Genomic DNA, 25,037 nt, shown 5'->3' on the forward strand with positions numbered 1-25,037 from the left:
CTAGCGGTGTAAACTCAGTCGTCCTGGTGGTCGCTGCCGTGTCTTGTCACGGTAGTTCCCCGGACTTCCGGCGTGCAACTGTTCCAAAGCACAGATACGGACATGGCCAAGCGGCGCAAGATGTGTGTGCAATAAGGATCGCTTCCAGGGGATTCACAAGATGAAAAGACGCGCGTTTATCGCAGGCGTGACAGCCACGGCGGCCGCCGCTCCGCTGACGCGGGCTTCCAGCCCGGCGCCGGAGTCCTTCGATCGCGAAGTCGATGTGGTCGTCGTGGGCTCTGGAACAGGGCTTTGCGCGGCGTTGCGCGCCGCCAGCGCAGGGCTCGACGTATTGGTGCTGGAAAAGCTCGATACACCGGGTGGCACGACGCTGGTGTCCGGGGGTGTCCTATGGATTCCCAACAACACCATCCAGCGTCGGGAAGGCCTCAGTGACAGCCGCGAAGACTCACTCATCTATCTGAAGAAGTTGTCCCGTGATCAGGCAACGGAAGAGCTGATGACGGCCTTTGTGGACCAGGGTCCCCGCATGCTCGAGTTCATCGAATCTGCCAGTGATATTCGTTGGCGGGTTTCGACCCTGCTTGGCAAGGTGGCGGATTACCATCCTGAATGGGATGGTTCCAACGTTCGCGGCCGTTCGGTGGAGCCAGTTCAGGCACGTGGGGGCATGGCCGGTGGTGTTCTCATTGCGGCACTGATGAAGGCCTGTCAGCAAGCGGGGGTCACAGTGTTGACCAGTTCACCGGCGCGAAGGCTGATTGCCGAGCACACTGCAGACGGCACCCGCGTACTGGGTGTAGAAGCCAGTATTGGCGACAAACCCGTACGCATCCGCGCACGTCGCGGGGTACTGATCGCCAGTGGCGGATTCGAACGCAACCGGGAAATGAAGACGCACTTTCTGCGCGGCCCCTCACCGTATACCTGGGGAGCCGAGGGTAATATCGGCGACGGAATACACATGGCGATGGCGCTGGGTTCTGACCTGCGCAATATGAACGAAGTCTGGCATCAAGTGGCCTATCGTGAGGACGCGGAACGCAATGGTCACCTGAGAGGTGGTATCTCCCTCTCGGCTCAGATCGAGCGTCGTTTCGCGGGCGGAATATGTGTCAATCGTTACGGTGAGCGCTTCGCCAACGAAGCGGCCGCCTACGACGTCACCTGGCAGAGCTTCCATACATGGGAAAACTGGGGCGATCTGGGATACCGCAATATTCCCGCCTTCGCAATCTTCGACAGCAGCGTGCGTAACAATTCAACCATTGCCGGAAAAAGCGCCAGTGAGCCCTTGCCCGATTGGGTAGTAACCGCCGGCACGCTCCCTGATCTGGCCAGAAGCATGAATATCGATCCAAAGGGGCTGACTACGACCGTGGAGCGCTTCAATCATTACGCGCGACAGGGAATCGATCCGGATTTTCACCGTGGCGAAAGCGCCTACGACCGACACGGAGAAATTAACCCCTCTGCCACGCTTGCGCCAGTAGCAGTGGCGCCTTTCTATGCCGCAGAAGTTACCCCAGCTGATCTTGGCACCTGTGGCGGCGTACGCGTCAATGGCCGGGCTGAGGTGATAGATGTTTTCAATCGCCCCATCCGGAACCTCTACGCCTCGGGAAACACCGCCGGCATTGGCGCCCCCGGGGCGCTGTACGGCGGTGGCGGTGGCACGCTCGGACCGGCCTTTACCTTTGCCTTTATAGCTGGCGAGCAGATCATAAAGCGCCAACCGTCAGAGCCAGTGTAGTGTCGTGTCCCTTTGCTTTGTTGGAATACGCCAGTGATTATCGCAACAATCTCACTGGCAGATTGCCGGAAGTCCCCTGTCTCACTGAACGCATCGTTGTCGAAGCCCTGGAGCATACAAAATGATGAGTATTGATCACACTGGGAAGTCCGTCATTGTCACGGGAGCGGGATCGGGTATCGGGCGCGCAAGTGCGCTGGCCTTTGCCGAGTGTGGCGCCTCCGTGGTCGTCAACGATATAAACGTGGATTTGGCGCGCGAAACGCTGAGCCTTGTCCAGGAGCAGGGTGGCACGGCCACGGTTTTCATGGCGGATATCACTGATCCGAAAAAAATTGACGAACTGGTGCTATTCGCCTGTGATACTTACGGCAAGCTCGATGTGATGTTCAATAATGCCGGTGGTTCCTTCCCGACCGCAATGCTGGACGTACCGCTCGAGGACTATCGTAATATCATGGCACTGAACATCGACTCGGTGTATTACGGCACCATGGCGGCCCTCAAGGTGATGGTGCCGCAGCGTAGTGGCATCATCCTGTCCACGACTTCGGGTGCTGGTATCAACGCCATGCCAGGTCTCGCCATTTACGGTATAGCCAAGGCAGGTGTGATTTCACTGATGAAGAGCGTGGCAACCGAGTACGGACGGCAGGGCATTCGAGCCAACAGTATTTCTCCTGGCGCCATGGAAACTCCCGGATTGGTGAACTGGCTGAAAACACTTCCGGGCGGGGTGCAAGGCTACAGCGATGCCCAACCCCAGGGACGCCTGGGACGACCAGAGGAAATTGCTGGTGCTGCTGTCTGCCTGGCTTCGGATCATGCGAGCTTTGTGAATGGCTCCATGCTGGCGGTGGATGGTGCGGTGCATTCCACGCTGTGGAATCCCCTCGCTGGTATGCTTTGAATTGATGAACTGACACTTTGGGGATAAGGAGTAGAAAAATGGATCTGGGGCTGAAGGGAAAGACCGCCGTTATCACCGGTGGCAGTGGCGGCATCGGGCAGGGCCTGGTGCTGGAGTTCGCGCGCGAGGGGCTCAATGTGATCAGTGCCTCCCGGGACGCCAAAACGGGTGAGGCGCTTGCCCGGAAAGCGCAAGAGAACGGCTACGAGGGCAAGGTGCTGGCGATTTCCACCGATGTCACCACACGCTCGTCGGTGGATGCCATGGTGGCGCGATGTAACGCTGAATTTGGCCCTGTAGACGTGCTGGTGAATAACGCCGGGGGTGTGGCCCATCCCTCGAACTTCGAGGAATTGGACGAGGAAGGCCGGAAATGGGAAATCGCCCTCAATATCGATGGTGTAGTGAATTGCTGCCAGGCGGTGGCGGGAGATATGCTGGGACGATCGACGGGATCAATTATCAATATCTCATCCAATTCGTCCCTTTTGGGAGAGGCGGCGGCCAATATCGTGCACTACGGCGGTGTCAAGGGCTTTGTCAATTCATTCAGCAAGGCGCTGGCCTGGGAATGGGCAAAAAAAGGCGTAAGGGTTAACAATGTTTGCCCCGGGTGGATCGTTCCGGAACATGAAGATAACGTAGGTGAAGGCAGTTTTTGGAATCGCTTTGGATTTGATTCCATAGGCAAGCCCGATGACATGAAGCGCGCGCTGGAAGATGGTTCACTTTGGAATATGAGTGGCTTGCCGATTCCCAGGCTGGGACGTCCGGAGGATATCGCCTATCTCTGTCTTTTTCTGGCCTCAGACGTATCCAGCTACATCACCGGACAGATGATCAGTGTCAGTGGTGGCGCATACATGCCCTGACACCGTGGTGTCGGTTATAGCTCGCTCCTGAAATATTGTAGCGACCCTCTGATTGCCACTGTTTGAACCGGCTCTGTGGATTGTGGAAAGCTTCTGGTGAACAATACCGATTCGCCTCTATGGAATCAAAACCCAAGGGGAAGTTTGGCAAGTACCCCTGAAATGTGAACGATAGCTGAGCCCGGGACAGGCCTTTGTTCCGGCTTTGTCAGGAACACTGTGGTGTACTCCACGACGTTTGACCAGCAGGCCTGCGCGGTGCATTCCGTGTTGACGGCGTGGTCACTGTACTGATAGTCATGACAGGAGATGAGCGCATGAAAATTTACACAACGGCCCCGCTGGAAGATCCGCGCGATGCCCGCACGATCTACAAGAAACTGGAAGATATCGGGTATGACGGAGGCTTTTCGTTTGAAGCCAAGCACGATCCATTCCTCACGCTGGCGGTTGCCTCGGAGCATACCGAAACGCTGCGATTGGGTACGGCGATAGCGATTGCCTTTGCCCGCAACCCGATGAATCTGGCAAATCTCGGCTACGATATGCAGTCCATCAGTGGAGGTCGTTTTGTCCTTGGCCTGGGCACACAGGTACGCCCACATATCGAAAAGCGATTCAGTTCCACCTGGTCAAAACCCGCGGCAAGGATGCGCGAAATCGTGCAGGCTATCCGGGCTATCTGGGATCACTGGGAAGGCAATAGCAAACTGGATTTCAAAGGGGAGTTCTACACCCACTCCATCATGATTCCCGCCTTTGATCCTGGTCCCAATCCCTACGGTCCGCCGCCCATTTTTACCGGTGGTTTTGGCCCCCTGATGACACAGGTGGCCGGGGAAGTATCTGATGGATTCATCGCTCACCCCTTCAGCACCCGCAAGTCCCTGCTGGAAAACAGTTTGCCGGCACTACGCAAAGGCCTGGAGATATCCGGAAGAAGCAGGGATAGCCTGGAAGTGATGTGTGCGACGCTGATTGTCACCGCTGATACCGAGGAGCAGTTCGAAGTCTCCAAGCTCGCGGCGAGAAAGCAGTTGGCTTTTTACGGCTCGACACCGGCCTATTTGCCAACGCTGCAATGCCACGGCTGGGAGGATGTGCACAAGGAGCTCAATGCCCTGTCCAAACTGGGTCGGTGGGATGATATGACCGGCCTGATCAACGACGAAATTCTGGAAGCCATCGCGGTGGTTGGACGCCGTGATGAAATAGCCACAAAGCTCACCGAGCGCCTGAGTGGCATTGCCGATAGTGTGAGCCTTACGCATAACCGCTGCCCGGATCCGGGTTACTGGGCGGACATTGTCCAGGAGCTAAGACGTATACGAAGCACGTAGGGGGGGGGCTAACGCTACCGGCCGCAACGTCGCGCAGCGATGATTTGAAATCCATGCCGTCACCGTTTAGGGTGGCGCGGATTCAATTGACATGCAGAACGTTACGGAGAACCTCCGATGGACCAACTGACCGATCAACTCTCGCCCGACAAGCTTCAGTCGTACCTGGATACCGCCGTTCAACTGACGCTGCAATACGCGCCGAAACTGCTGCTGGCGATAATCGTCCTTATCGTCGGCATGTGGATCATCAACCGCTTTGTCGCCGGGGTTGCGCTCGCGATGGAAAAGCGCAACGTCGAGCCGACCCTGGCGCGGTTCCTGCGCAGCCTGACCAATATCCTGTTCAAGGCGCTGCTGCTGATCAGCGTTGCCTCGATGGTTGGCGTCGAGACAACCTCCTTTGTCGCGGTGCTTGGGGCAGGCGGTCTTGCCATCGGCCTGGCGTTGCAGGGCAGCCTCGCCAATTTCGCCGGCGGCGTGCTGATCCTGCTGTTCCGGCCCTACAAGGTAGGCGATTTCATCGAGGCGCAGGGCGTTTCCGGCAGCGTGAAGTCGATCGAGATTTTCAACACCGTGATGAATACGCCGGACAACAAGATCATCATCGTACCCAACGGCATGCTGTCGAACGGGATCATCACGAATTTCTCGAAGGAGGCAATGCGCCGCGTCGACATGAGCTTTGGCATTGGCTATGGCGACGATATCGGGCAGGCCAAGGCCGTGCTTCTGCGGCTCATCAACGAGGAGACCCGCATCCACGCCGATCCCGAGCCATTGGTGGCGGTGGCGTCGCTCGGCGACAGCTCGGTGAACCTCGTGGTGCGTGTCTGGGTAGCGGCGGCAGATTACTGGGCGGTGCAGTTCGAGATGACCGAGCGGGTCAAGCTGGCCTTCGATGCCGCGGGCATCTCCATTCCGTTCCCGCAGCGTGATGTTCACCTGTACTCCGAGAAAGCCTGAGCCGGGGCCGGTCTCCCCGACGATCGGGTTACGCGGCGGGACCGGTAAAATCCCCGCAAGGGCAGCGCGTCCGCGCCTTGCGGGCGTGCTAAGCTTCGCGCCTGATTATTGACTGCCGGCGGCGTTGTATTGGAAACGCTGCCGGTTTGCACCCTCGCGTCGGGTTTCGCCATCTCATCGAGTAGCCCCCTGGCGTGCGTGGACGGTTCAAATATCGGTGGACAAGCGGCCTCTCGTTCGGGCCACCACCGCAGGAGATGACGACATGCCAGTGATTACCCTGCCCGATGGCAGCCAGCGTGCCTTTGACGCGCCTATCAGCGTATGCGATGTGGCGGCCGATATCGGCCCCGGTCTTGCCAAGGCCGCGCTCGGTGGGCGGGTCGATGGCCGCCTGGTCGATACCTCCACGATCATCAGCGAGGATGCAAACCTCGCGATCATCACCGATCGCTCGGAAGAGGCGCTGGAGATCATCCGTCATTCCACCGCGCACTTGCTGGCGCAGGCCGTGAAGCAACTGTTCCCGTCGGCGCAGGTCACGATCGGGCCGGTGATCGAGGACGGCTTCTATTATGATTTCGCCTTCGAGCGCGCCTTCACGCCGGAGGATCTGGCCGCCATCGAAAAGCGCATGGAGGAACTTTCTGCGGCCGATATACCGGTGGAGCGCAGCCTGATGCCGCGTGATGAAGCGGTCGCATTTTTCCGTGGGATCGGTGAGGAGTACAAGGCGGAGATCATTGCCTCGATTCCCGCCGCGGACGATATTTCGCTGTACCGGCAGGGCGATTTCATCGATCTGTGCCGCGGGCCGCATGTGCCCAGCACCGGCAGATTGAAGGCGTTCAAGCTGACCAAGGTTGCCGGCGCGTATTGGCGTGGCGACTCGAAGAACGCGATGCTGCAGCGTATCTACGGCACTGCGTGGACCGACGCGAAGGCGCTCAAGGCCTACCTGCATCGGATCGAGGAGGCCGAGCGGCGCGATCATCGGCGCATCGGCAAGAAGCTGAAACTGTTCCATACCCAGGAGGAAGCGCCGGGCATGGTGTTCTGGCATCCGCGCGGCTGGACGATCTACCAGGTCGTCGAGCAGTACATGCGCGCCAAGCTCAGGGGGCGCGGTTACCAGGAGGTGCGCACGCCCCAGGTGGTCGAGTACTCGCTGTGGGAGCGCTCGGGGCACGCCGATAAATTCAGCGAGAACATGTTCACGCTGAAGAACGATGATCGCGACTATGCCGTCAAGCCGATGAACTGCCCCTGCCATGTGCAGATCTACAACCAGGGCTTGAAGAGTTACCGTGATCTGCCGCTGCGGATGGCGGAGTTCGGCTCTTGCCATCGCAACGAGCCCTCCGGTTCGCTGCACGGGCTGATGCGCGTGCGTGGTTTCACCCAGGACGATGCACATATCTTCTGCACCGAGAGCCAGTTGCAGCAGGAGGTGGGTGTATTCATCGATTTCCTGCACGAGGTGTATGAAGACTTCGGCTTCACCGAGGTGATCTACCGGCTTTCGACCCGGCCCGAGAAGCGGGTTGGCAGCGACGAAATCTGGGACAAGGCGGAGAAGGCTCTCGAACTCGCGCTCGATGCCAAGGGACTCGACTGGGAACTGCTGCCGGGGGAGGGCGCGTTCTACGGACCGAAGATCGAATTCTCGCTGAAGGATTGCATCGGCCGGGTCTGGCAATGCGGCACGATTCAGGTCGATTTCTCGATGCCGGGGCGACTCGATGCGGAGTATGTGGCCGAGGATGGCAGTCGCCAGACCCCGGTGATGTTGCACCGCGCGATCCTCGGATCGTTCGAGCGATTCATCGGAATCCTGATCGAACAGCATGAGGGCGCGTTTCCCGCCTGGCTCGCACCGACGCAGGCGGTGGTGATGAATATTACCGATGCGCAGCGGGAATACGCACTAAAGGTAGAGGAATCCTTGCAAAACAAGGGGTTCAGGGTCATTTCTGACTTGAGAAACGAAAAAATCGGCTTTAAAATCCGCGAGCACACAATCGACAAGCTTCCGTTCCTGCTGGTAGTAGGGGATCGGGAAGCGGAAACTGGAACGGTGGCCGTACGGACTCGCCGTGGTGAGGACTTGGGCGCGATGACTCTCGACGAGTTCTCGTTGCACCTCACTTCGGAGATTAGCCGTTACGGCCGTATTGTTTTGGAAGGTAGAGAAACAAACACTTGAAATCAGAAAACAAGAAGCTTGCAGTCAACGAGGATATTCGTGCCCGCCAGGTACGGCTCATCGATCAGGAAGGTACGCAACTGGGGATCGTGCCGATAGAAGAGGCACTCAAGACGGCGGAAACCGCCGGGTTGGATCTGGTCGAGATTGCTGCCGATGCCGAGCCGGTGGTTTGCAAGATCATGGATTACGGGCGTTACATCTTTGACGCCAAGAAGCAGAAGAATGCTGCGAAGAAAAAGCAGAAGATCATTCAGGTAAAAGAAGTCAAATTCCGACCAGGGACGGAGGAAGGGGATTATCAGGTAAAGCTGCGCAACCTGATACGTTTCCTGGAGCATGGAGACAAGGGCAAAGTGACGTTGCGCTTCCGGGGTCGTGAAATGGCCCACCAGGAGATCGGGATGGAGCTGATAAAGCGCATCGAAGCCGATCTCGAGCCGCTTGCGGTGGTGGAACAGTACGCGAAGATGGAAGGTCGGCAACTGACCATGGTGCTCGCTCCGAAGAAGAAGAAGTGAGATCACTTCAAACGTTAGCAGTTACACAAAATGCGGAGTTTTTGCAATGCCCAAGATGAAAGTACATAGCGGAGCGGCCAAACGCTTCAAGAAGACGGGTTCCGGTTACAAGCGCAAGCATGCCAACAAGAGCCACATCCTCACCAAGATGACCACCAAGCGCAAGCGTCAGCTGCGTGGCACCGATGGCTTCAGCCCGTCGGACGAGCCAGCAGTAGCGCGCATGCTTTGCGACAAGTGACATACCCATCTGAATTGAGGAACTGAGACATGCCCCGTATCAAGCGTGGTGTCGTAGCCCGACGCCGTCACAAGAAGATTCTCGACCGAGCCAAAGGATACTACGGCGCCCGCAGCCGTGTATTCCGTGTTGCCAAACAGGCAGTGATCAAGGCAGGCCAGTATGCCTACCGTGACCGCCGCCAGAAGAAGCGCCAGTTCCGCGCGTTGTGGATCACGCGCATCAATGCCGCTTCGCGGGCCAATGGGTTGGCGTACAGCCGGCTGATCGCCGGTCTGCGCAAGGCCGGGATCGGTCTCGACCGTCGCGTGCTCGCCGATCTGGCCGTTCACGACAAGGATGCGTTTGCCGCGATCGTCGGAAAAGCCAGGGCGGCGCTCGCCTGAAGCCCCTGTGACGCGCCCATGGCCGGGCGCGTTCGGTTGACCATTTGAAAAGGTAGGGAAAGGGCGAGAGCTCTTTCCCTATTTTTTTGTTCGATTTACCTGGCGCCACCGGCGTTTCGAAGCAGACCAGGAAGTTTTCGCATGGATCGACTCGAGCAGATTTCCACCAGTGCCGCAGCCGTGATTGCCGCCGCTGGCTCGCTTGCGGAGCTCGACGAGCAGCGCGTTCGCTGGCTCGGCAAGAAAGGCGAGCTCACCCACCTTCTCAAGGAGCTTGGCCAGCTTGCGCCGGAACTGCGTCGCGAGCGTGGCGCAGAGATAAACGCTGTCAAAGACCTCCTGGAGCAGGCGATAGCCGCGCGGCGCGGGGTACTGGAGCAGGCCGAATTGCAGCGCAAGCTCGGCGCGGAGCGCATCGATGTGACCCTGCCCGGGCGGCGCCAGTCCGCCGGTGGACTGCATCCGATCACGCGCACCATCGAGCGCATGGAGCAATTTTTCGGCTCGGTCGGCTTCGAGGTGGTCGAGGGGCCGGAGATAGAAAACGACTGGTTCAACTTCGAAGCGCTGAACATTCCGCCCGAACACCCGGCGCGGGCCATGCACGATACCTTTTATATCGATCCGAGCACCGTGCTGCGTACCCACACCTCGCCGGTTCAGGTGCGGGTGATGCAGCGTGGCGAGTTGCCGATACGGGTGGTTTGCCCGGGCCGCGTGTATCGCTGCGATTCGGATCTGACCCATTCACCGATGTTCCACCAGCTCGAGGGGCTGGTGGTTGCCGAAGGAGTCGGGATGCCGGACCTCAAGGGGGTGGTGAGTGATTTCCTGCGTGTGTTTTTCGAGAGCGAACTCGAGGTGCGTTTCCGCCCCTCCTATTTTCCGTTCACCGAGCCCTCGGCCGAGGTGGATATGCAGTGCGTGATCTGTGGCGGCAGCGGGTGCCGGGTGTGCAGCAACACGGGCTGGCTGGAAGTGATGGGATGCGGCATGGTGCATCCGCGCGTGCTGGAGATGTCGGGGATCGATGCCGAGCGCTATACCGGCTATGCCTTCGGCATGGGCGTGGAGCGGTTGGCGATGCTTCGATACGGGGTGAACGATTTGCGTCTGTTCTTTGATAACGATTTGAGATTTCTTAAACAATTCAATTAAAACAAATGATTACGTCAATATATTAAAGTTGAATAGTTCATAACAGAAGACACGAGAAGCGACGGACACAGCATGAAATTCAGTGAGAACTGGCTGAGAGAATGGGTCGATCCGGCCTTCGATACGCAGGCGCTTGGCCGTCAGCTGACGATGTCGGGGTTGGAAGTGGAGTCCATCACCGCGGCCGCAAAGCCGATGCAGGGCGTCGTGGTTGCCGAGGTGCGCGCGGTACAGCCACATCCGGATGCCGAGCGTCTGCGTGTCTGCAGCGTGTTCGATGGCAGCCATGAGTTCCAGGTCGTCTGCGGTGCCCCGAACGTGCGCGTGGGGCTGCGCGTGCCATTGGCGCGTGAAGGGGCGCAGTTGCCCGGGCTCACGATCAAGCGCGCCACGCTGCGCGGCGTCGAGTCATGCGGCATGCTTTGCTCGGCCGATGAGCTGGGGATGGATGCTCGCGGCGATGGTTTGCTGGAGTTGCCAGGCAGCGCCGAGCTCGGGTGTGACATCGTCGCGTTGCTGGACCTCGATGATCAGATCATCGAACTCGGTCTCACTCCCAATCGCGGCGACTGTCTTGGCATGGCCGGGCTGGCACGCGAGGTTGCTGCGCTGAACGGGCTCGAGCTCGAGCGCGCGCCATTTGCCAGGGTCGCGGCAGTGATCCCGGACAGGCTCGAGGTCACGCTGGCGGTGCCGGCGGCATGTCCGCGTTATGCGGGTCGGGTGATTCGCGGCGTGAACCCTGCTGCCGAGACACCGCTGTGGATGCAGGAGCGGCTGCGGCGCGCCGGGGTGCGCAGCATCGCCCCGGTCGTGGATGTCAGCAATTACGTGCTGCTGGAGCTTGGGCAGCCCATGCACGCCTTCGATCTCGGCAAGTTGCAGGGACCGATCGTGGTGCGCATGGCGCATCCCGGGGAGCGTCTCGCGCTGCTCGACAACAGCGTGGTCGAGTTGCGTGTCGACACGCTGGTGATTGCCGACCAGGGTGGCCCGATCGCGCTTGCCGGCATCATGGGCGGACTGGATTCGGCGGTTGGTGAACAAACACGGGATATCTTTCTCGAATCCGCCTTTTTCATGCCTGCCACGATGGCGGGCAGGGCGCGCGGTTACGGGATGCACACGGATGCATCGCACCGTTACGAGCGCGGCGTCGATTTCGAGTTGCAGCTTGCCGCGATCGAGCGGGCAACCGAGCTGTTGCTCGCCACGGTTGGCGGCAAGCCAGGCCCGGTCGTGCTTGCCAGTGCCGATGAGCATTTGCCGGAGCTTGCGCCGATCCAGCTGCGGGCGGAGCGTCTCGCGATGATGCTGGGGGTAAGCGTTCCGGCCGGGGAGGTCGAGGATATCTTGCGCAGGCTCGGCCTCGGCGTGGAGCGTGCTGGTTCCGACTGGCAGGTGACGCCGCCGAGCTTTCGCTTCGACCTGCGGATCGAAGCCGACCTGATCGAAGAAGTCGCCCGGGTTCATGGCTATCACCGCATTCCCGCGCGCGTGCAAACCGCGGCGATGCCAATGCGCGTGCTGCCCGAGGCACGCCATACGTTGGGCGAGCTGCGCCATCGATTGATCGCGATGGGCTACCAGGAGGCGATCACCTTCAGCTTTGTCGAGCCGCGGTTGCAGGCCATGCTCGATCCCGGCCGCTCGCCGGTACCGGTCACGAATCCCATTTCCGCCGAGATGGCCGTGATGCGCACCACCCTGTGGGCGGGGCTGATCAAGGCGGCGCAGTTCAACCAGAACCGGCAACAACGAAGCATGCGCCTGTTCGAGACCGGGCTTCGCTTTCTGCCGGGCCCCGATGGCCTCGAACAGCGGGTCACGCTGGCAGGAATCGTCACCGGCGAGCGGAGTCCGGAGAATTGGGCGAGCGTTGCCGGCGACTTCGATTTCTACGATATCAAGGGTGATGTGGAAGCGCTGCTGGACGTGAGCGAGACCTCCGCCGAGTTCCGATTCGAGCCCGCTTCCCATGCTGCACTGCACCCGGGGCAGTGCGCGGTGCTGCGGCGCAGCGGAGTCGAGGTCGGCCATCTTGGCGCCTTGCATCCCGAGTTGCTCGAGTCGCTCGAACTGCATGGCCCGGTGTTCCTGTTCGAGCTCGACTTTGAAATACTTGGCAAGAAAAACTTGCCAAGTTTCAAAGGATTATCTAGATTTCCTGAGGTCAGACGTGATATTGCTGTCGTGGTCGAGGAAAAAATATCGGCTGCGCAATTGCTGGATGTGGCGCGCGCAGCAGCAGGAGACTGGCTGACACAATTGAAGTTATTTGACATATATCGTGGGCAAGGCATTGATCCTGATAAGAAAAGCGTTGCGATCGGAGTGGTGCTGCAGCATATGGAGCGGACCCTCACCGACGAAGAAGTCAACGCGGTCATCGACAGGATGGTCGCAGGGCTCACCCGGGACTGTGGCGCCGCTTTAAGGTATTGAGCATATGAGTAAAGCGCTGACCAAGGCCGATATCGCCGAAAAATTGTTCGAGGATCTCGGTCTGAACAAGCGGGAGGCGAAAGAGCTCGTCGAGATGTTTTTCGAAGAGATTCGCCAGTCGCTTGAAGGCAATGAGCAGGTCAAGCTTTCGGGGTTTGGCAATTTTGATCTGCGTGACAAGCGTCAGCGACCGGGACGCAATCCCAAGACCGGTGAGGAGATTCCGATTTCGGCCCGGCGCGTGGTGACATTCCGCCCCGGCCAGAAACTGAAAGCAAGGGTAGAAGCGTATGCTGGAAGCGAGTAACAACAACGAACTGCCACCGATTCCCGGCAAGCGTTATTTCACCATCGGTGAAGTCAGCGAGCTGTGTGCGGTGAAGCCTCATGTGCTGCGTTACTGGGAGCAGGAGTTCCCGCAGCTGAGCCCGGTGAAGCGACGCGGCAACCGCCGCTATTACCAGCGCCAGGACGTCATCCTGATCCGCCAGATACGCAGCCTTCTGTACGAGCAGGGCTTCACCATCGGCGGTGCGCGCCAGCGCATGGAAGGCGATGCGGGCAAGGAAGATTCGCATTACCGGCAATTGATTCGCCAGATGATTTCGGAACTCGAGGAAGTGCTGACGACGTTGCGCCATCCGGGTTTCTGAAAGTACACATCACCCGGCACTTCGGGTATCATCCGCGGCCTGCCGAAGAGGCCGGTTCCAGCGCGAATCTGCAGATCATCGGAGCGTAGCGCAGCCTGGTAGCGCACCACTCTGGGGGAGTGGGGGTCGTGGGTTCGAATCCCGCCGCTCCGACCAATTTGTAAAGGCACGCCCATCATCCGCACCGGAGAAATCCGCACACATCCGGCAGGACGCGATGCGGAGATCCGGGAAGTCACGGAATCAGGGACAAGCGCTCAGCATGCGGCAGAAAACACCTGGCAATTTTTCCCGTATGGCTACTTCATCATATTCTTGATTGCTTTGCGAAACTTCGGGCCGTAGGGGGGACGCAAACCGAACAAGTCAGACAAATTGATGCGCGACTGCTTGTAGATCCCACGTCCGTGCGAGAAACTTTTGAAGCCGTCGAAGCCATGGTAAACACCCATGCCGCTTGGCCCGATCCCGCCAAAGGGCAACGATTCACAACCTGCCTGTGCCGCCACATCGTTGATCGCAACGCCTCCGGACAGGGTGCGTGAGATGACCTGCTCCACCTCCGCCCCATCGGCCAAACCAAAGTAATACAAGGCCAGCGGGCGGTCATGTCGATTGATATAGTCAATCGCCTCTTCTACCTGCTTGTAGGTCTTGATCGGGAGCAGCGGTCCAAAAATTTCATTTTGCATGATCAGCCGATCATCTCCGGGGTTGAGGAACAATCGGGGCGGCATCTTGAAATAGGGCTGATTTGAAAAGTCATCACCTGCCGGATTGATCTCCACCATCTCGACTCCGGCTGCGAGCGCATCGTCCACATAGCTTTGCAGACGCTGGAAGTGGCGTTCATTTACAATCGACGTATAGTCCGGATTGTCAATGAGCGTTGGAAACAAACGCCTCACGGTTTGCTCCATGACACTCACTACCTCGTTCAGCTTCTCCTCCGGCACCAACAGATAGTCTGGTGCAATACAGATCTGACCCGCGTTGGACAGCTTGAAATCCATGATGCTGATGGCGGCCTTTTCAAGATCGGCATCGCGACTGATGATGGTGGGAGACTTGCCCCCCAGTTCCAGCGTAACAGGAACCAGGTTTGCAGATGCAGCGCGCATCACGTGTCTGGCGATCGACCCCGCCCCGGTAAACAGCAGGTGATCGAAGGGCAACTCGCTGAAAGCAGCGCTGACATCGGCACCACCGGGAAAAACGGCAATCTCGGATTTATCGAAATATTTGCCAAACAGCTCGCACAGCAAATCCGAAACGCGGGGTGTGAACTCCGACGGCTTCACCATGGCGCGGTTACCTGCCGCGATAATGCCGGTAAGCGGCCCCATGGTCAGATAGACAGGGAAATTCCAGGGAACAATCACACCGACGCTACCCAGGGGTTGATAGCGCACCGTGGCGCGCGCACCAAGCAGCGAGAACAGCAAGGGGATCTTGCGCTGCTCGGCTTTCATCCACTTGCGCAGATGCCGCTTCGTATATTCAAGACCGGCAACGGGAGCGGCAATCTCGGTCAACTGGGCGTGATCGATCGAGCGGTGACCGAAGTCCAGCGAGAGTGCTTCGCAAAGTAAATGTCGGTTTTCGCCGAGCAACGAACGCAGGCGATCGAGGCGGTCAATCCTCGTCTTGTAGTCAGCAACACCATCCGCCAAAAAAGCACTTTTTTGAAGCTCGAGGGTCTTTTGCATCGTTGATGCAATCTGTTGCAGCCGGGTTTCTTCCACTATCAACATCGCGCTTTATCCGCTCCCTTGCTTGTTCGGTTTGCCGCAATCAAAGGTGAATCCGGTTGCCCACGGTATCATGAACCTGGCGACCTTGGGCAAAGCCACGGGGTCGCTACCGGGGATGAACCCCACTCCACGCACCGCGGCACGAAGCCCTGCGGGAAATTGACGGTGGCGCTCGGCGCGGAGTAGGCTGCTTCTCATCGGCCGCTGCTACCAACAACACACCGAAATCCATGATGAGGAAGCGCATGCTGGAGTTTTCCGAGGTTGCGAGTGGACTGCTCTTTCCGGAAGGGCCGATCGCAATGCCCGATGGCAGCGTGCTGCTCGTGGAGATCCGGCGGGGAACGCTTTCGCGGGTAACGCCTGACGGCATGGTCGAGGTGGTCGCCGCACTCGGCGGCGGTCCCAACGGCGCGGCGATCGGTCCCGACGGCCGTTGCTACGTCTGTAACAACGGCGGCTTCGAGTGGGTCGAGGCGCACGGATCCTTTTTTCCCGGACATCAGCCGGCGGACTACTCCGGTGGCCGTATCGAAGCCGTGGACCTGCACACCGGCAAGTTCGAAGTGCTCTACACGGCATGCGACGGGGTACCGCTCAGAGGTCCCAACGACATCGTCTTCGATCGCCAGGGCGGCTTCTACTTCACTGACCTCGGCAAGACGCGTGAACGCGAAATGGATCGCGGCGCGGTGTACTACGCGACGCCCGACGGTGCCTCCATCCGCGAGGTTCTCTTCCCGAGCCTGTCACCGAATGGCGTTGGGCTTTCCCCGGACGAGGATCGTCTCTACGTTGCCGAAACCCTGACCGGTCGCCTGATGGGGTACCCGATCACCGCGCCCGGGCAGCTTGGGCCAATCGATCCTGTGCAGGCACTGGTTGCCGGTTTCGAGAGCTATCAGTTCTTCGACTCGTTGGCGGTCGATGCGGAAGGCAATGTGTGCGTGGCGACGCTCCTGAACGGCGGGATCACAATCATTCCCCCGGACGGCCGCACTCCGCGCCACGTACCCACGGGCGACATGATGACGACCAACATCTGTTTCGGCGGTGATGATCTGCGCACCGCGTACATCACCTGTTCGATGACGGGGCGGCTGGTCTCCTGCCGCTGGGAGACGCCGGGGCTGCCGCTGAACTTTCTGAACCGCTGGCAAGACCCGACTCGAACCGGGCAGCCGATGCGCACGTGATGACTCCGCTTCCGAGCACTCCCGAGGACATCGACACGGCGTGGTTGACTGCAGCTCTTGCCGTCCGCTATCCCGGAGTCCGGGTCGCTGATATCGAAGTGATTGCGCACCGGGAGATCACCAACGCCCACGCGGATCTGCGCGTGCGCTATGACGTGTCCGCGGGAGCGCCGCCGCGGATGTTCTGCAAGATGCTTCCCTTCGCCGACCCCGCGCGGCGCCAGGCGATCGCCGCCACGGGGATGGGGCTGCGCGAAGCGCTCTTCTATGAACGCCTGGCGCCCTCGCTTGCCTTGCGTGTGCCGGCGGTACACGTCGCCTGCCATGATGCCAGCGACGGGTCTTTCCTGCTGCTGTTGGAGGACCTGACCACCACTGGCTGTACGGTGTCGGACGGACCCACGAGCGTGGCTCCGGCCGCCGCCGCGCAGGCGCTGGAGGACCTGGCCGAGTTGCACGTGCGCTACGAGGACCCTACACGCCGGGCGGCGGAGGCGGCGTGGGTGCCGCCTCCGATGACGGGTGGTGACTACGGTGACGTCCGCCTGCGCTATGGCCTCGACCACCACCGTGACCGACTGAGTACGCACTTTGCCGCGATCGCCGAACTCTATCTCGCGAAGCGGCAGGCGTTTCACGCTCTCTGGGATAGCGGACCGCGCACCGTGATTCACGGCGATCCCCATATCGGCAATCTTTTCGACGACCACGGGCGCACCGGTTTCCTGGACTGGGGTATCGTCAACCTCAGCACGCCGCTGCGCGATGTCAGTTACTTCCTCACCATGGCGCTTGCGATAGACGACCGCCGCCGCCACGAGCGCGATTTGCTGCGCCATTACCTCGACGCCCGGGCCGCGCGTGGCGGTCTCGCGATCAGCTTCGAGGACGCCTGGCGGGACCACCGCCTGCAGACGGCCTACGCCGTGCCGGCATGCTGCCAGATCGTGACCTTTCCCGAAGACGCCAGCGAGCGCCGCCGTATTTTTGCCGCGGCTTTCCTGGCAAGGGCTGAAGCCGCGCTCGCGGACCTAGAGGTCCGCGCTGCGCTGCGCCGCTTCGCCGATCTTTGACTGCCAAGGCAGCGGTGCCGGTGCGTCGCCCAAAGGACCGGAAGGCCACTCGCTGCCGGATCGTTCATCACCTCAATACCGCGCCGCGCCGACAAGCCACAAGCCCTCGTTTTATGGTCAAGTCAAAAAGTTGAAATGGTGATTCTAATTTGATATAAAGTGAATTATGAATAGAAAGACGAAAGCTTATAAGTCCATGGCCGCATCCGGACAGCACGGGGCACTCCTGCGGGAGCGAGTGAAGGAGAAGCGCAGGTCGATCTATCTGCACGCGGTCAACGAGGCCGCCGAGCGGATTTTCGCCGCGAAGGGAGTCGATGACTCCCGTATGCCGGAGATTGCGGCGGAGGCTGGAATCTCGCTGGGCACACTGTACGGGGTCATCGACGGCAAGGAGTCCCTGTACGCCGGGATTCACCGGATTCGAATACGGGAATTTCTCGACTGTATCTGCGAAGCCAGCGAAACCATCGAGGGAACCCTGGAGCGACACCTCGCTGTGCTGCGCTCCGGGTCGCGGTATTTCCTCGAGCATGCGGACTTTCTGCGCATGCACTGTCGCGAGGGCAACGGTTGGGCAGTGAGTTTCCCAACCTACGGCGCGGGGGAAGTTCCCTGGCGGGAGGGCACGGCGATTCTGCAGGAACTTTTCGTGCGCGGAATAGAGGAGCAGGTCTACGTCGAGGACGATCCTGAACTGCTGGTGCGCAAGATGCTCGCGCTGCAGCAGGTAGAACTCATGCACTGGGTCATGCGGGGCATGAGTACCCCCCATGAAACCGTGCTCGAGCGCCTCGAAGCCCAGTTCCTGCGCGCGTTTTGCACCCTCGAATTGCAGCGGGTCCGGGTCGGGCAGCCAGCGTAATCACGGGAGAGCGACAGTGGAACACACATGGGAACCAGGCCATCTGCCCAGGCTCGAAGCCCTGAACCTGGAGCAAGGGGATGTGGCACTCTGCGGTTCGCTTGCAGGCCAGGCCGCAACCCCTCCCGGGCTCGATCGGGAGCGTATCGCGCTCCTCGCCTCACTTCGCACCCGGGCCGACCTCGAATGGTTGTTGCGGGGACTCCTGCTCTACCCCGGTATTCGTCACCTCGTTCTATGGGGCGATGATGAATACGCCACGGGCGAAGCGCTGCGCGTCCTGTGGCAGCAGGGTCTCGGGGAAAGTGGCCAGTTGCCGGATTCGCGCGGGCGACTGGGGGATGAACTGGACGCAGCCACGCTGGACGCGCTGCGCGCGGACGTTCAGCTGATCGATCTCCGCGGGAGGCTCCCGAACGAAGTCGCCGCCGCCGTGGAGGAGTTACCCCTGCTCGGTGCGCAGCGCGAGCCGCGCCCGCTCCCGAACCCGCAGATTCCCCTGAGAAAGGTTTTTCATTCCCGGCAGACTACCTTCCCGATTTTTTCCGGTGACGTGGGCGACAGCTGGCTGCAACTGCTCAACCTGGCGCTGAAAATCGGAATAGAGAAGGGGGCCACGGACGGACAGCGGGTTGCCGAGACGCTGAATGCCGTCGTTACCATCGAGACACCGCAACTGGAAGACGGCAAGCCAGAGGAAAAGCGGGAGGTGTTTCCCGGCTTTTTCGACTTCAATCACGAGGACTTCGAGTGCCGCTACCCGCTGATATGCGAAAAGCGCTTGCTTGCGGGAGCCGGGGTCGAGCGACTGGAAGCCGTGATCGATCGCCTGAGGGTGTCGCCTGATACACGCGCTGGTAGCGTGATCTTCAACGACACTGGCGAGAGTTCTGCCCTGGTTTCCGCCACGTTCAATGTCGTCGAGAGCAAGCTTTTCGCCTCCTTCGTACTGGGCAGCTGCGATCTCTACAGCGACTGGCCCCTGGAATCCACGGCGCTGGTACGGCTGCAGTTCGAGGTGGCCAGACGCCTCGGCATCGACGTCGGCAGCGCCATCTTCGTCATTCACTCCGCGTACCTCGACGCGGACGATTGGGCGCGATCGCAACGCGTGCTGGACGAGCACTTCAGGCGTCCGCTGCCCCTGCATGTGGATACCTCGGGCATCTTCCTGTTCGGGAACGACAACGGCAAGGCGACTGCCATGCTGCTGTCCCATGACGCCAGCACGATTTTCTGGGAACAGGGCTTCGACGATCCCGAGGATCTGTCCTGGTACATCGTCGACACCATGCCTTGGCTTCTCCCGCAGCACATCCGTTACGTGGGTCAGGAGTGCGCCTCATTGATGCGATCGATGAGGGAGAACGAGTGTTATTTGCAGGGCTGACCGCCAGCCCCACGTAACGTTTGCCGATTCAGCAAGCTGAGGAACTCGAATCATGGGAAAACTACTCTGGGAAGCAATACAGCGATCAACCACCGGGCCGATGATGACGGAGGAGAAGTTCGAAACCGAACTCTTCCCGACAGTGCTGGGCGATCTCCAGAAGAAGTACCGGATCGAGTTCGATCCCGATGAACCGGCCATGATCGATCCCGAGCTGGCTGACGCCATCTTCGAGGCCGGTAAGGAACTGCTGCTGGAAGTCGGATTGTTGTGCAAGGACACCCAGAGGATCATCAAGTTTAGCCAGGAGGAAATCGAGGAGGCCATCCTCACGGCGAGACACGAGGTCACCGTGGGCCACGGGCGGGAGGCAATCACGCTCTCCCCGAGGGCGCCGGGTGACCGGCAGCACCCCTATTGTTTCAACGCGGCCGGCATCATCACGACGGACACGCAACTCTACAAGCAGCACGCCATGACGGTCATGCAGGAGCCGACCTGCGATGGTGTCATTCCGATGCCCCTGTTCGGTATCGGCGGAATGAAAAATATCGCCGGGACACCGATGCAGACGCAGGTCTGCCTCACCGAGGCGCGGATCATGAACGAGGCGGCGGCCTGGGCCGGCAAGCCCGGCCTCTTCTTCGGCATCCCCATGACCTCCACGACGCCCCACACCCTGATCAGCACCTTTGCATCGGGTTTGTACAACCGGCACAACTGCACTCTGCCGGTGCAGATCCTGCAGGACATGCGTGTCGACTACGATCGCTTCAACCTGGCCTTTTATGCCGACCAGCTGGGCCTCGAGCCGTGGATGAGTTCCTCTCCCACCCTGTATGCCTACATCACCGGCCCCGAGCAGGGTGCCATGCAGATCATCGCCCACACCCTGGGAATGCTCGCCTACTCGGGCGGCGCCCTTACCCAGGCAATGTCTGTCACGGTGGACGGCGTTTACACGGGGAACGACGTCACCTGGTGCAACTCGGCGGCGGCCCTGGCCGCGGAGCGCAACCTGAAGCTGCCCTGGGTATGCTTCGGGGGCACGGACAGCGAGACGCTGCCCCTGTGTGACGAGCACTGGTATGGCGTGGCCGTCGCCGCGATCATTGCCTGCATTTCGGGGATGGAAGGCACTTGGTTGTCCGGAGGTCACACCGGCATCGAGGCCCGCTGGGTCGGTGAGGTCTCCCGGGCGGCGGCGGGACTCACGCCCAAGGAGGGCGTCGAAATCATAAAACGGATCAACGCCCTGGAGCGGGCGCCTGCGCCTCCCCCGGTCCCGCTGGGCGAGCTCTACGACCTGAATACGATGCGACCGAATCAGCTGTTCCTCGACCACTACCGGAAGTTCACCAGGATATTCCGGGACCTGGGTCTCGATTACCCAACCTGGCACTACTAGATCGCGGCCCACACCTTGTGACCAACCCTTCAGGAGAAAACGACATGGCGACAATTGCGGATCTGCGGCAGCTTGTAAGCGAGACAAAGCCGGAACAAGCGGCGGCCATGACCGCGGAACTGCTCGCGGCCGGGCTGGACCCGATGGCCATTCTGGAGGAGGGTGTGATGAGCGGACTCAGCGACGTGGGGGATCGCTTCGCGGCCAAGAAAGCAATCGTCCTCGACCTGGTGCGCGCCGGTGTTACGGCCAAGGCCTGCATTCCCCTGATCCAGAAAGCCTTCCCGGAGGGCAAGGGCATGAAGGTGAACAAGAAAATCGTATTGGGAACCATGCTCAGCCAGCACAATATCGGCAAGAACCTGGTCAGCACCCTGCTGTCCATCGGCGGCTTCGAGGTCATCGACATCGGGGAGAAGAACAGCCCGCTGGACTTCTACAAGAAAGCCGAAAGCGTCGGCGCGGACATGATTGCCGTGTCGGTGGTTTTCGCTCCGGCGATGGAGAAGTTCAGCGAGTTGATCAGCCTGTTGTCGGAAATGAACGTGCGCGACAAGTATCCCGTCATTGTCGGCGGCGCGGTGACGACGCGGGCGTGGGCCGAAGCGCAGGGGGCCGACGGCTGGGGCGCGCAGGCGAAGGACGGCGTGGAGTTGGCCAGGAAACTGCTCAAGATCAGCTAGTCGGACCTGGCCGGGCGTGCAGATCGAGATGTCCAGTTACCAGGCATTTCCGCTTGTCAGCCGAACTTCAGCGACCGGCCAATCAGTGCCTCGTGCCAGACGCACGCACACGGTTCTCGATGGCGCCGATGCCGTCAATTTCGCAGCGCACCACGTCCCCGGGTTGCAGAAATGTCGGGGGATGCATCGCTACGCCCACGCCCTCGGGTGTGCCGGTGGCAATCAGGTCGCCGGGTTCGAGCGTAAAGGCGGTGGACAGGTAGGAAATCTGGTTGGCGATACCGTGAATCATCCCGGAGGTGTTGCTCGATTGGCGCAGTTCGCCATTGACCAGGCAGCGCAAGTCCAGGTTTTGCGGATCGCCGAGTTCATCCGCGGTGACGATCCAGGGACCAATCGGTCCATGAGTATCGAATGATTTGCCCATCGTGAAGGTGGGGGAGTGCATCTGCCAGTCCCTGGCGGACACATCATTGGCGACGAAATATCCGAATACCTGCCGTAGCGCATCGTCTACGCTGATGCCCTTGGCCGCGGTGCCGATCACCAGGCCCAGTTCCACTTCGTAGTCGAGCATTTCCGTGACGCCGGGATCGATTTCGTCGAAAGGCCCCGAGATACAGGTGGTCTGCTTGTTGAACCAGACCTGGTGACCCTGCCGGGCAATGCCGAGTTTCCCTGCCTCATCAGCATGCTTGCCGTAATTCATGCCGATGGCCAGGTATTTCCCGGGCCTGGCGACCGGCGCCAGCAGACGGATATCCCGGAGGGCATGTTGCGGGCTGGTTCTGGCCACTGTTTGCGCTATCGCGGCCAGCGCTGTTGCGCCGCCCGCGATGATGTCCATCATCCCGGAATAGGGCGATCCCGCGGCGGCGAGATCCACCACACCTGCGCCGACAACCACGCCGCAGCGCGGGCCTGCACCCGCCTCGAATCGTACCAGTTTCATTTCAAGCGCCTCCGGGCAGACTTCAGTCGGGCTCAATGCCCTGGATTCACGGTCGAAACCAGGCGCGGTCGCTGCGGATCACGCTGCGTCGCTGCCAAGTGGAACGATGCGCGCATTGATTTCGAACACGGAGTTCAATACGCGTACGTGGCGCTCGACGCGCGGAAACAGGCGGAACAAGTGCGGCGAGAACGTGACGGCTTCGCCAAAGGCATAGTGCGCCCGGTACTGGATCTGCAGTCTCATAAGCAATCCTTTGCCATGATGGCATTACGGCGCGTGCAACGGTCCGGCATTCCTCAGGGCCGCGCGGCCTTGACGAGTTCCGGATGCCGCGTCGCGACCATGCGCTGCACACCGTCGCGCCAGCTTACCTGGCACGGTCCCGCCAGTTCGCGGCGGCGCGTCGTGTCGAGGCGGAACTGCGTGATGCCGTCGGCCGACTCGCGGAAGCGCACCGTGCGTCCACCCAGTTGGGCCAGGTACTCCGACAGTTCACGCACATCGACCGCTTCGTCGCCGCCCCAGTTGGTGATCGTCGCGGGCACCGCCGCGGCGGCAAGCAGTGCCGGTGTCTGCGCGAAAATATCGTCTTCGTGGATCGGGCTCGCGATCGGTGCGCGTCCGGGCACCAGCGCGATCGGCTGATCAGCGAGGATCATCTCGAGCAGGATTGCGGGGAGCCCGCCGTTGTCGCCATAAGCGGCGTTCATGCGCGCGATGACGGTGGGGAGCCCATAGGCCCCCGCGGCAAAGCGGGCGACCGCCTCCTGCGCGATCTTCGAGACGCAGTATGTTGGCGAATAAGGCTGGTGGCTGACGCCCAGCGGGTCCGTCTCCCGTACCGCATGGTGCGGATCGGCCGGTGGCGCGTAAACGCCGCAGGTGGACATCACCAGGCAGGCACGTGCCGAGCGGAAGCGGCGCATCAGGTGGCCGGTGCCCTCGGCGTTGGTGCGCAAGGTGGCATCGTAGTCGAGCCCGGGCGGAATCTGCGCCGCAAGATGCAGCACGTAGTCGAAATGCTCCGGGAGCCCGCTCCAGTCGGGTGCGGCGAGATCGACCGCGCGCGTCGTGATGCCGGTCTGTTCCACCCGATCGCGCGCAGCCGCATCACCGAAGCGTGCGATGCCCCAGACCTCGTTGTCGCGCGCGAGGCGCGCGGCCAGCGGGAACGCGATCTGGCCAGCCGGGCCGGTGACGAGTATCCGGCAGTCTTTGATAGACATCGTTTGTTTCCTTGGAGGAGTTCCACCCCGTCACGGGGCGCTGTGCAGCGTGAGCCTGCTTCTAGAGGCGCGCCATGATTTTCGCAATGCGGTGCCGCAGGCGTCGCAACCTGAGGAGGTCCTGCAGCGAGGCGCGACGCTCGAGCGCGCCAATCTGCGCCAGCACAAGTTCGCACTGCTCGGCCTCCAGATCGATCCTGCCGCTTGCTTCGCGCAACAGAACCCGCGCGATATCGGTGCGCTCGTGGGCGAGGTATATGCACATCGCCCGGATCAGCTTGCGTGGGGTCAGGCCGGCCAGCGACGCCATCTGTTCGGGACTGCGCAAATACAGGGCATCGGCAAATACCAGCTGCCCCCGGCCGCGCCCGCTGTCGCTGCGCATCCAGGTCTGTGGTTTCAGATCGAACAGTTCGAAACCGTGTGCCCGGACGAAGTTGTCGACATCGCTGAACAGCGGCTGGTCCTGGTAAATCGGAGAAAACGCCACCTCTATCTGCATGCCCACGGTGCGCTCCAGGGTCACCGTGCTGCCCTGGAGAATGGGGAGCTCGCAACCCTGCGTATCCATCTTGATGAAGTCGATATCGTCGATCGCGTGCAGGGCAAGCTGGCTGTCCAGCGTATCCGTGCTCATCTGCACCGTGCGGGTGATCTCGAAGCGCTCCGGCTTCGGAAAGCGCGCGAGAAATCCGCTGTTCGGCAAATACACCGATGAGACACGCTGTTTCTGGCAGAGATGGAAGTCGATGGTCGCGACCGAGTCGAAAAGTGCCGAGTTCAGCACCACCAGTTGCGGTGCGCTGGTCGATTTCAGACGCTCGAATTCGCGCGGGTCGGGCTCGAACAGAATGCCCTGGTATTCATTGGTGAATTTTGCCCAGCGCGCATCTATACCTCCGCTTGCTCCTATATCGACGATCCGCAGGCGGTTGTCTCTCAACAGCTTGTCTATACGCATTCCTGGTCTCCGGGAGGTGCTCGGGCGCCGAGCACGAGTCAATTTTCACTTACTTGCGTGGTGAAGGGAACC

24 protein-coding genes and 1 tRNA gene are annotated in these 25,037 nt (G+C 60.4%); 20 read left to right on the forward strand and 5 right to left on the reverse strand.

The genetic code is table 11. From position 1 onward, the window contains the following. Nucleotides 1–160 precede the first annotated feature (160 nt). The 14 genes from IPF49_17100 (at nucleotide 161) to IPF49_17165 (ending at nucleotide 13,610) form a co-directional block, all read left to right on the forward strand. The gene (locus IPF49_17100) at nucleotides 161–1,756 is read left to right on the forward strand and encodes an FAD-dependent oxidoreductase (protein ID MBK6289316.1); all 1,596 of its coding nucleotides are present in this window, start codon (nucleotides 161–163) and stop codon (nucleotides 1,754–1,756) included. A 121-nt stretch (nucleotides 1,757–1,877) separates the two neighbouring features. After that, on the forward strand, nucleotides 1,878–2,666 hold the full coding sequence (locus IPF49_17105; protein MBK6289317.1) for an SDR family oxidoreductase: 789 nt from the start codon (nucleotides 1,878–1,880) through the stop codon (nucleotides 2,664–2,666). A gap of 38 nt (nucleotides 2,667–2,704) precedes the next feature. After that, complete coding sequence (locus IPF49_17110) at nucleotides 2,705–3,538, forward strand: SDR family oxidoreductase (protein ID MBK6289318.1); 834 nt, start codon at nucleotides 2,705–2,707, stop codon at nucleotides 3,536–3,538. Nucleotides 3,539–3,855: 317 nt separating this feature from the next. Next, complete coding sequence (locus IPF49_17115; GenBank protein ID MBK6289319.1) at nucleotides 3,856–4,878, forward strand: TIGR03617 family F420-dependent LLM class oxidoreductase; 1,023 nt, start codon at nucleotides 3,856–3,858, stop codon at nucleotides 4,876–4,878. A gap of 117 nt (nucleotides 4,879–4,995) precedes the next feature. Next, the gene (locus IPF49_17120; GenBank protein MBK6289320.1) at nucleotides 4,996–5,844 is read left to right on the forward strand and encodes a mechanosensitive ion channel; all 849 of its coding nucleotides are present in this window, start codon (nucleotides 4,996–4,998) and stop codon (nucleotides 5,842–5,844) included. 265 nt (nucleotides 5,845–6,109) lie between these two features. Next, nucleotides 6,110–8,050, forward strand: a complete 1,941-nt coding sequence (thrS, locus tag IPF49_17125; GenBank protein ID MBK6289321.1) for a threonine--tRNA ligase — start codon at nucleotides 6,110–6,112, stop codon at nucleotides 8,048–8,050. Then, nucleotides 8,047–8,571, forward strand: a complete 525-nt coding sequence (gene infC / locus IPF49_17130; GenBank protein MBK6289322.1) for a translation initiation factor IF-3 — start codon at nucleotides 8,047–8,049, stop codon at nucleotides 8,569–8,571. Before thrS ends, infC begins: the two co-directional genes overlap by 4 nt. 46 nt (nucleotides 8,572–8,617) lie before the next feature. Continuing rightward, entirely contained in the window at nucleotides 8,618–8,812 is a 195-nt protein-coding gene (gene rpmI / locus IPF49_17135; protein ID MBK6289323.1) for a 50S ribosomal protein L35, read from the forward strand. 29 nt (nucleotides 8,813–8,841) lie between these two features. After that, complete coding sequence (gene rplT / locus IPF49_17140; protein ID MBK6289324.1) at nucleotides 8,842–9,198, forward strand: 50S ribosomal protein L20; 357 nt, start codon at nucleotides 8,842–8,844, stop codon at nucleotides 9,196–9,198. 141 nt (nucleotides 9,199–9,339) lie between these two features. Next, nucleotides 9,340–10,356 (forward strand): phenylalanine--tRNA ligase subunit alpha, encoded by a 1,017-nt coding sequence (gene pheS / locus IPF49_17145; GenBank protein ID MBK6289325.1) that lies wholly within the window; start codon nucleotides 9,340–9,342, stop codon nucleotides 10,354–10,356. A gap of 72 nt (nucleotides 10,357–10,428) precedes the next feature. Further along, a complete protein-coding gene (gene pheT / locus IPF49_17150; protein MBK6289326.1) occupies nucleotides 10,429–12,801 on the forward strand; it encodes a phenylalanine--tRNA ligase subunit beta in 2,373 nt (790 codons plus the stop codon). A 4-nt stretch (nucleotides 12,802–12,805) separates the two neighbouring features. Then, complete coding sequence (gene ihfA, locus IPF49_17155) at nucleotides 12,806–13,108, forward strand: integration host factor subunit alpha (GenBank protein ID MBK6289327.1); 303 nt, start codon at nucleotides 12,806–12,808, stop codon at nucleotides 13,106–13,108. Continuing rightward, complete coding sequence (locus tag IPF49_17160) at nucleotides 13,092–13,454, forward strand: MerR family transcriptional regulator (protein ID MBK6289328.1); 363 nt, start codon at nucleotides 13,092–13,094, stop codon at nucleotides 13,452–13,454. Before ihfA ends, IPF49_17160 begins: the two co-directional genes overlap by 17 nt. A 79-nt stretch (nucleotides 13,455–13,533) precedes the next feature. Then, nucleotides 13,534–13,610, forward strand: a tRNA-Pro gene (locus IPF49_17165). A gap of 143 nt (nucleotides 13,611–13,753) precedes the next feature. On the opposite strand, the gene IPF49_17170 is transcribed toward IPF49_17165, so the two are convergent. Further along, complete coding sequence (locus IPF49_17170; GenBank protein ID MBK6289329.1) at nucleotides 13,754–15,208, reverse strand: coniferyl aldehyde dehydrogenase; 1,455 nt, start codon at nucleotides 15,206–15,208, stop codon at nucleotides 13,754–13,756. 245 nt (nucleotides 15,209–15,453) lie between these two features. Here IPF49_17170 and IPF49_17175 point away from each other — a divergent pair, with 245 nt between their 5' ends. The 6 genes from IPF49_17175 (at nucleotide 15,454) to IPF49_17200 (ending at nucleotide 21,823) form a co-directional block, all read left to right on the forward strand. Next, entirely contained in the window at nucleotides 15,454–16,404 is a 951-nt protein-coding gene (locus IPF49_17175; protein ID MBK6289330.1) for an SMP-30/gluconolactonase/LRE family protein, read from the forward strand. After that, nucleotides 16,401–17,477: a phosphotransferase gene (locus IPF49_17180; GenBank protein MBK6289331.1), complete on the forward strand. Its 1,077-nt coding sequence runs from the start codon at nucleotides 16,401–16,403 to the stop codon at nucleotides 17,475–17,477. Before IPF49_17175 ends, IPF49_17180 begins: the two co-directional genes overlap by 4 nt. A gap of 238 nt (nucleotides 17,478–17,715) precedes the next feature. Next, nucleotides 17,716–18,342, forward strand: coding sequence for a TetR/AcrR family transcriptional regulator (locus IPF49_17185; protein ID MBK6289332.1), 627 nt, complete (start codon nucleotides 17,716–17,718; stop codon nucleotides 18,340–18,342). Between the two features lie 16 nt (nucleotides 18,343–18,358). Continuing rightward, the gene (locus tag IPF49_17190) at nucleotides 18,359–19,732 is read left to right on the forward strand and encodes a hypothetical protein (GenBank protein ID MBK6289333.1); all 1,374 of its coding nucleotides are present in this window, start codon (nucleotides 18,359–18,361) and stop codon (nucleotides 19,730–19,732) included. A gap of 100 nt (nucleotides 19,733–19,832) precedes the next feature. Next, nucleotides 19,833–21,140, forward strand: a complete 1,308-nt coding sequence (locus IPF49_17195; protein ID MBK6289334.1) for a monomethylamine:corrinoid methyltransferase — start codon at nucleotides 19,833–19,835, stop codon at nucleotides 21,138–21,140. A gap of 44 nt (nucleotides 21,141–21,184) precedes the next feature. After that, entirely contained in the window at nucleotides 21,185–21,823 is a 639-nt protein-coding gene (locus IPF49_17200; protein MBK6289335.1) for a cobalamin-dependent protein, read from the forward strand. An 82-nt stretch (nucleotides 21,824–21,905) separates the two neighbouring features. On the opposite strand, the gene IPF49_17205 is transcribed toward IPF49_17200, so the two are convergent. The 4 genes from IPF49_17205 to IPF49_17220 form a co-directional block, all read right to left on the reverse strand. Further along, nucleotides 21,906–22,775, reverse strand: a complete 870-nt coding sequence (locus IPF49_17205; protein ID MBK6289336.1) for a fumarylacetoacetate hydrolase family protein — start codon at nucleotides 22,773–22,775, stop codon at nucleotides 21,906–21,908. A gap of 78 nt (nucleotides 22,776–22,853) precedes the next feature. Continuing rightward, the gene (locus IPF49_17210; protein MBK6289337.1) at nucleotides 22,854–23,021 is read right to left on the reverse strand and encodes a hypothetical protein; all 168 of its coding nucleotides are present in this window, start codon (nucleotides 23,019–23,021) and stop codon (nucleotides 22,854–22,856) included. Nucleotides 23,022–23,074: 53 nt separating this feature from the next. Next, nucleotides 23,075–23,998 (reverse strand): NAD(P)-dependent oxidoreductase, encoded by a 924-nt coding sequence (locus IPF49_17215; protein ID MBK6289338.1) that lies wholly within the window; start codon nucleotides 23,996–23,998, stop codon nucleotides 23,075–23,077. A 67-nt stretch (nucleotides 23,999–24,065) separates the two neighbouring features. Then, on the reverse strand, nucleotides 24,066–24,965 hold the full coding sequence (locus IPF49_17220; GenBank protein ID MBK6289339.1) for an FkbM family methyltransferase: 900 nt from the start codon (nucleotides 24,963–24,965) through the stop codon (nucleotides 24,066–24,068). Nucleotides 24,966–25,037: the final 72 nt, after the last annotated feature.

The organism is Gammaproteobacteria bacterium, assembly GCA_016705365.1.
In the GTDB taxonomy this organism is placed as follows: domain Bacteria; phylum Pseudomonadota; class Gammaproteobacteria; order Pseudomonadales; family UBA5518; genus UBA5518.

Excerpts from the sequence above, each read along its gene's own strand:
- IPF49_17100 (MBK6289316.1), top strand. The coding sequence starts at position 161 with ATGAAAAGACGCGCGTTTATCGCAGGCGTGACAGCCACGGCGGCCGCC.
- IPF49_17105 (MBK6289317.1), top strand. The coding sequence starts at position 1,878 with ATGATGAGTATTGATCACACTGGGAAGTCCGTCATTGTCACGGGAGCG.
- IPF49_17110 (MBK6289318.1), top strand. The coding sequence starts at position 2,705 with ATGGATCTGGGGCTGAAGGGAAAGACCGCCGTTATCACCGGTGGCAGT.
- IPF49_17115 (MBK6289319.1), top strand. The coding sequence starts at position 3,856 with ATGAAAATTTACACAACGGCCCCGCTGGAAGATCCGCGCGATGCCCGC.
- IPF49_17120 (MBK6289320.1), top strand. The coding sequence starts at position 4,996 with ATGGACCAACTGACCGATCAACTCTCGCCCGACAAGCTTCAGTCGTAC.
- thrS (MBK6289321.1), top strand. The coding sequence starts at position 6,110 with ATGCCAGTGATTACCCTGCCCGATGGCAGCCAGCGTGCCTTTGACGCG.
- rpmI (MBK6289323.1), top strand. The coding sequence starts at position 8,618 with ATGCCCAAGATGAAAGTACATAGCGGAGCGGCCAAACGCTTCAAGAAG.
- rplT (MBK6289324.1), top strand. The coding sequence starts at position 8,842 with ATGCCCCGTATCAAGCGTGGTGTCGTAGCCCGACGCCGTCACAAGAAG.
- pheS (MBK6289325.1), top strand. The coding sequence starts at position 9,340 with ATGGATCGACTCGAGCAGATTTCCACCAGTGCCGCAGCCGTGATTGCC.
- pheT (MBK6289326.1), top strand. The coding sequence starts at position 10,429 with ATGAAATTCAGTGAGAACTGGCTGAGAGAATGGGTCGATCCGGCCTTC.
- ihfA (MBK6289327.1), top strand. The coding sequence starts at position 12,806 with ATGAGTAAAGCGCTGACCAAGGCCGATATCGCCGAAAAATTGTTCGAG.
- IPF49_17160 (MBK6289328.1), top strand. The coding sequence starts at position 13,092 with ATGCTGGAAGCGAGTAACAACAACGAACTGCCACCGATTCCCGGCAAG.
- IPF49_17170 (MBK6289329.1), bottom strand. The coding sequence starts at position 15,208 with ATGTTGATAGTGGAAGAAACCCGGCTGCAACAGATTGCATCAACGATG.
- IPF49_17175 (MBK6289330.1), top strand. The coding sequence starts at position 15,454 with ATGCTGGAGTTTTCCGAGGTTGCGAGTGGACTGCTCTTTCCGGAAGGG.
- IPF49_17195 (MBK6289334.1), top strand. The coding sequence starts at position 19,833 with ATGATGACGGAGGAGAAGTTCGAAACCGAACTCTTCCCGACAGTGCTG.
- IPF49_17200 (MBK6289335.1), top strand. The coding sequence starts at position 21,185 with ATGGCGACAATTGCGGATCTGCGGCAGCTTGTAAGCGAGACAAAGCCG.
- IPF49_17205 (MBK6289336.1), bottom strand. The coding sequence starts at position 22,775 with ATGAAACTGGTACGATTCGAGGCGGGTGCAGGCCCGCGCTGCGGCGTG.
- IPF49_17210 (MBK6289337.1), bottom strand. The coding sequence starts at position 23,021 with ATGAGACTGCAGATCCAGTACCGGGCGCACTATGCCTTTGGCGAAGCC.
- IPF49_17220 (MBK6289339.1), bottom strand. The coding sequence starts at position 24,965 with ATGCGTATAGACAAGCTGTTGAGAGACAACCGCCTGCGGATCGTCGAT.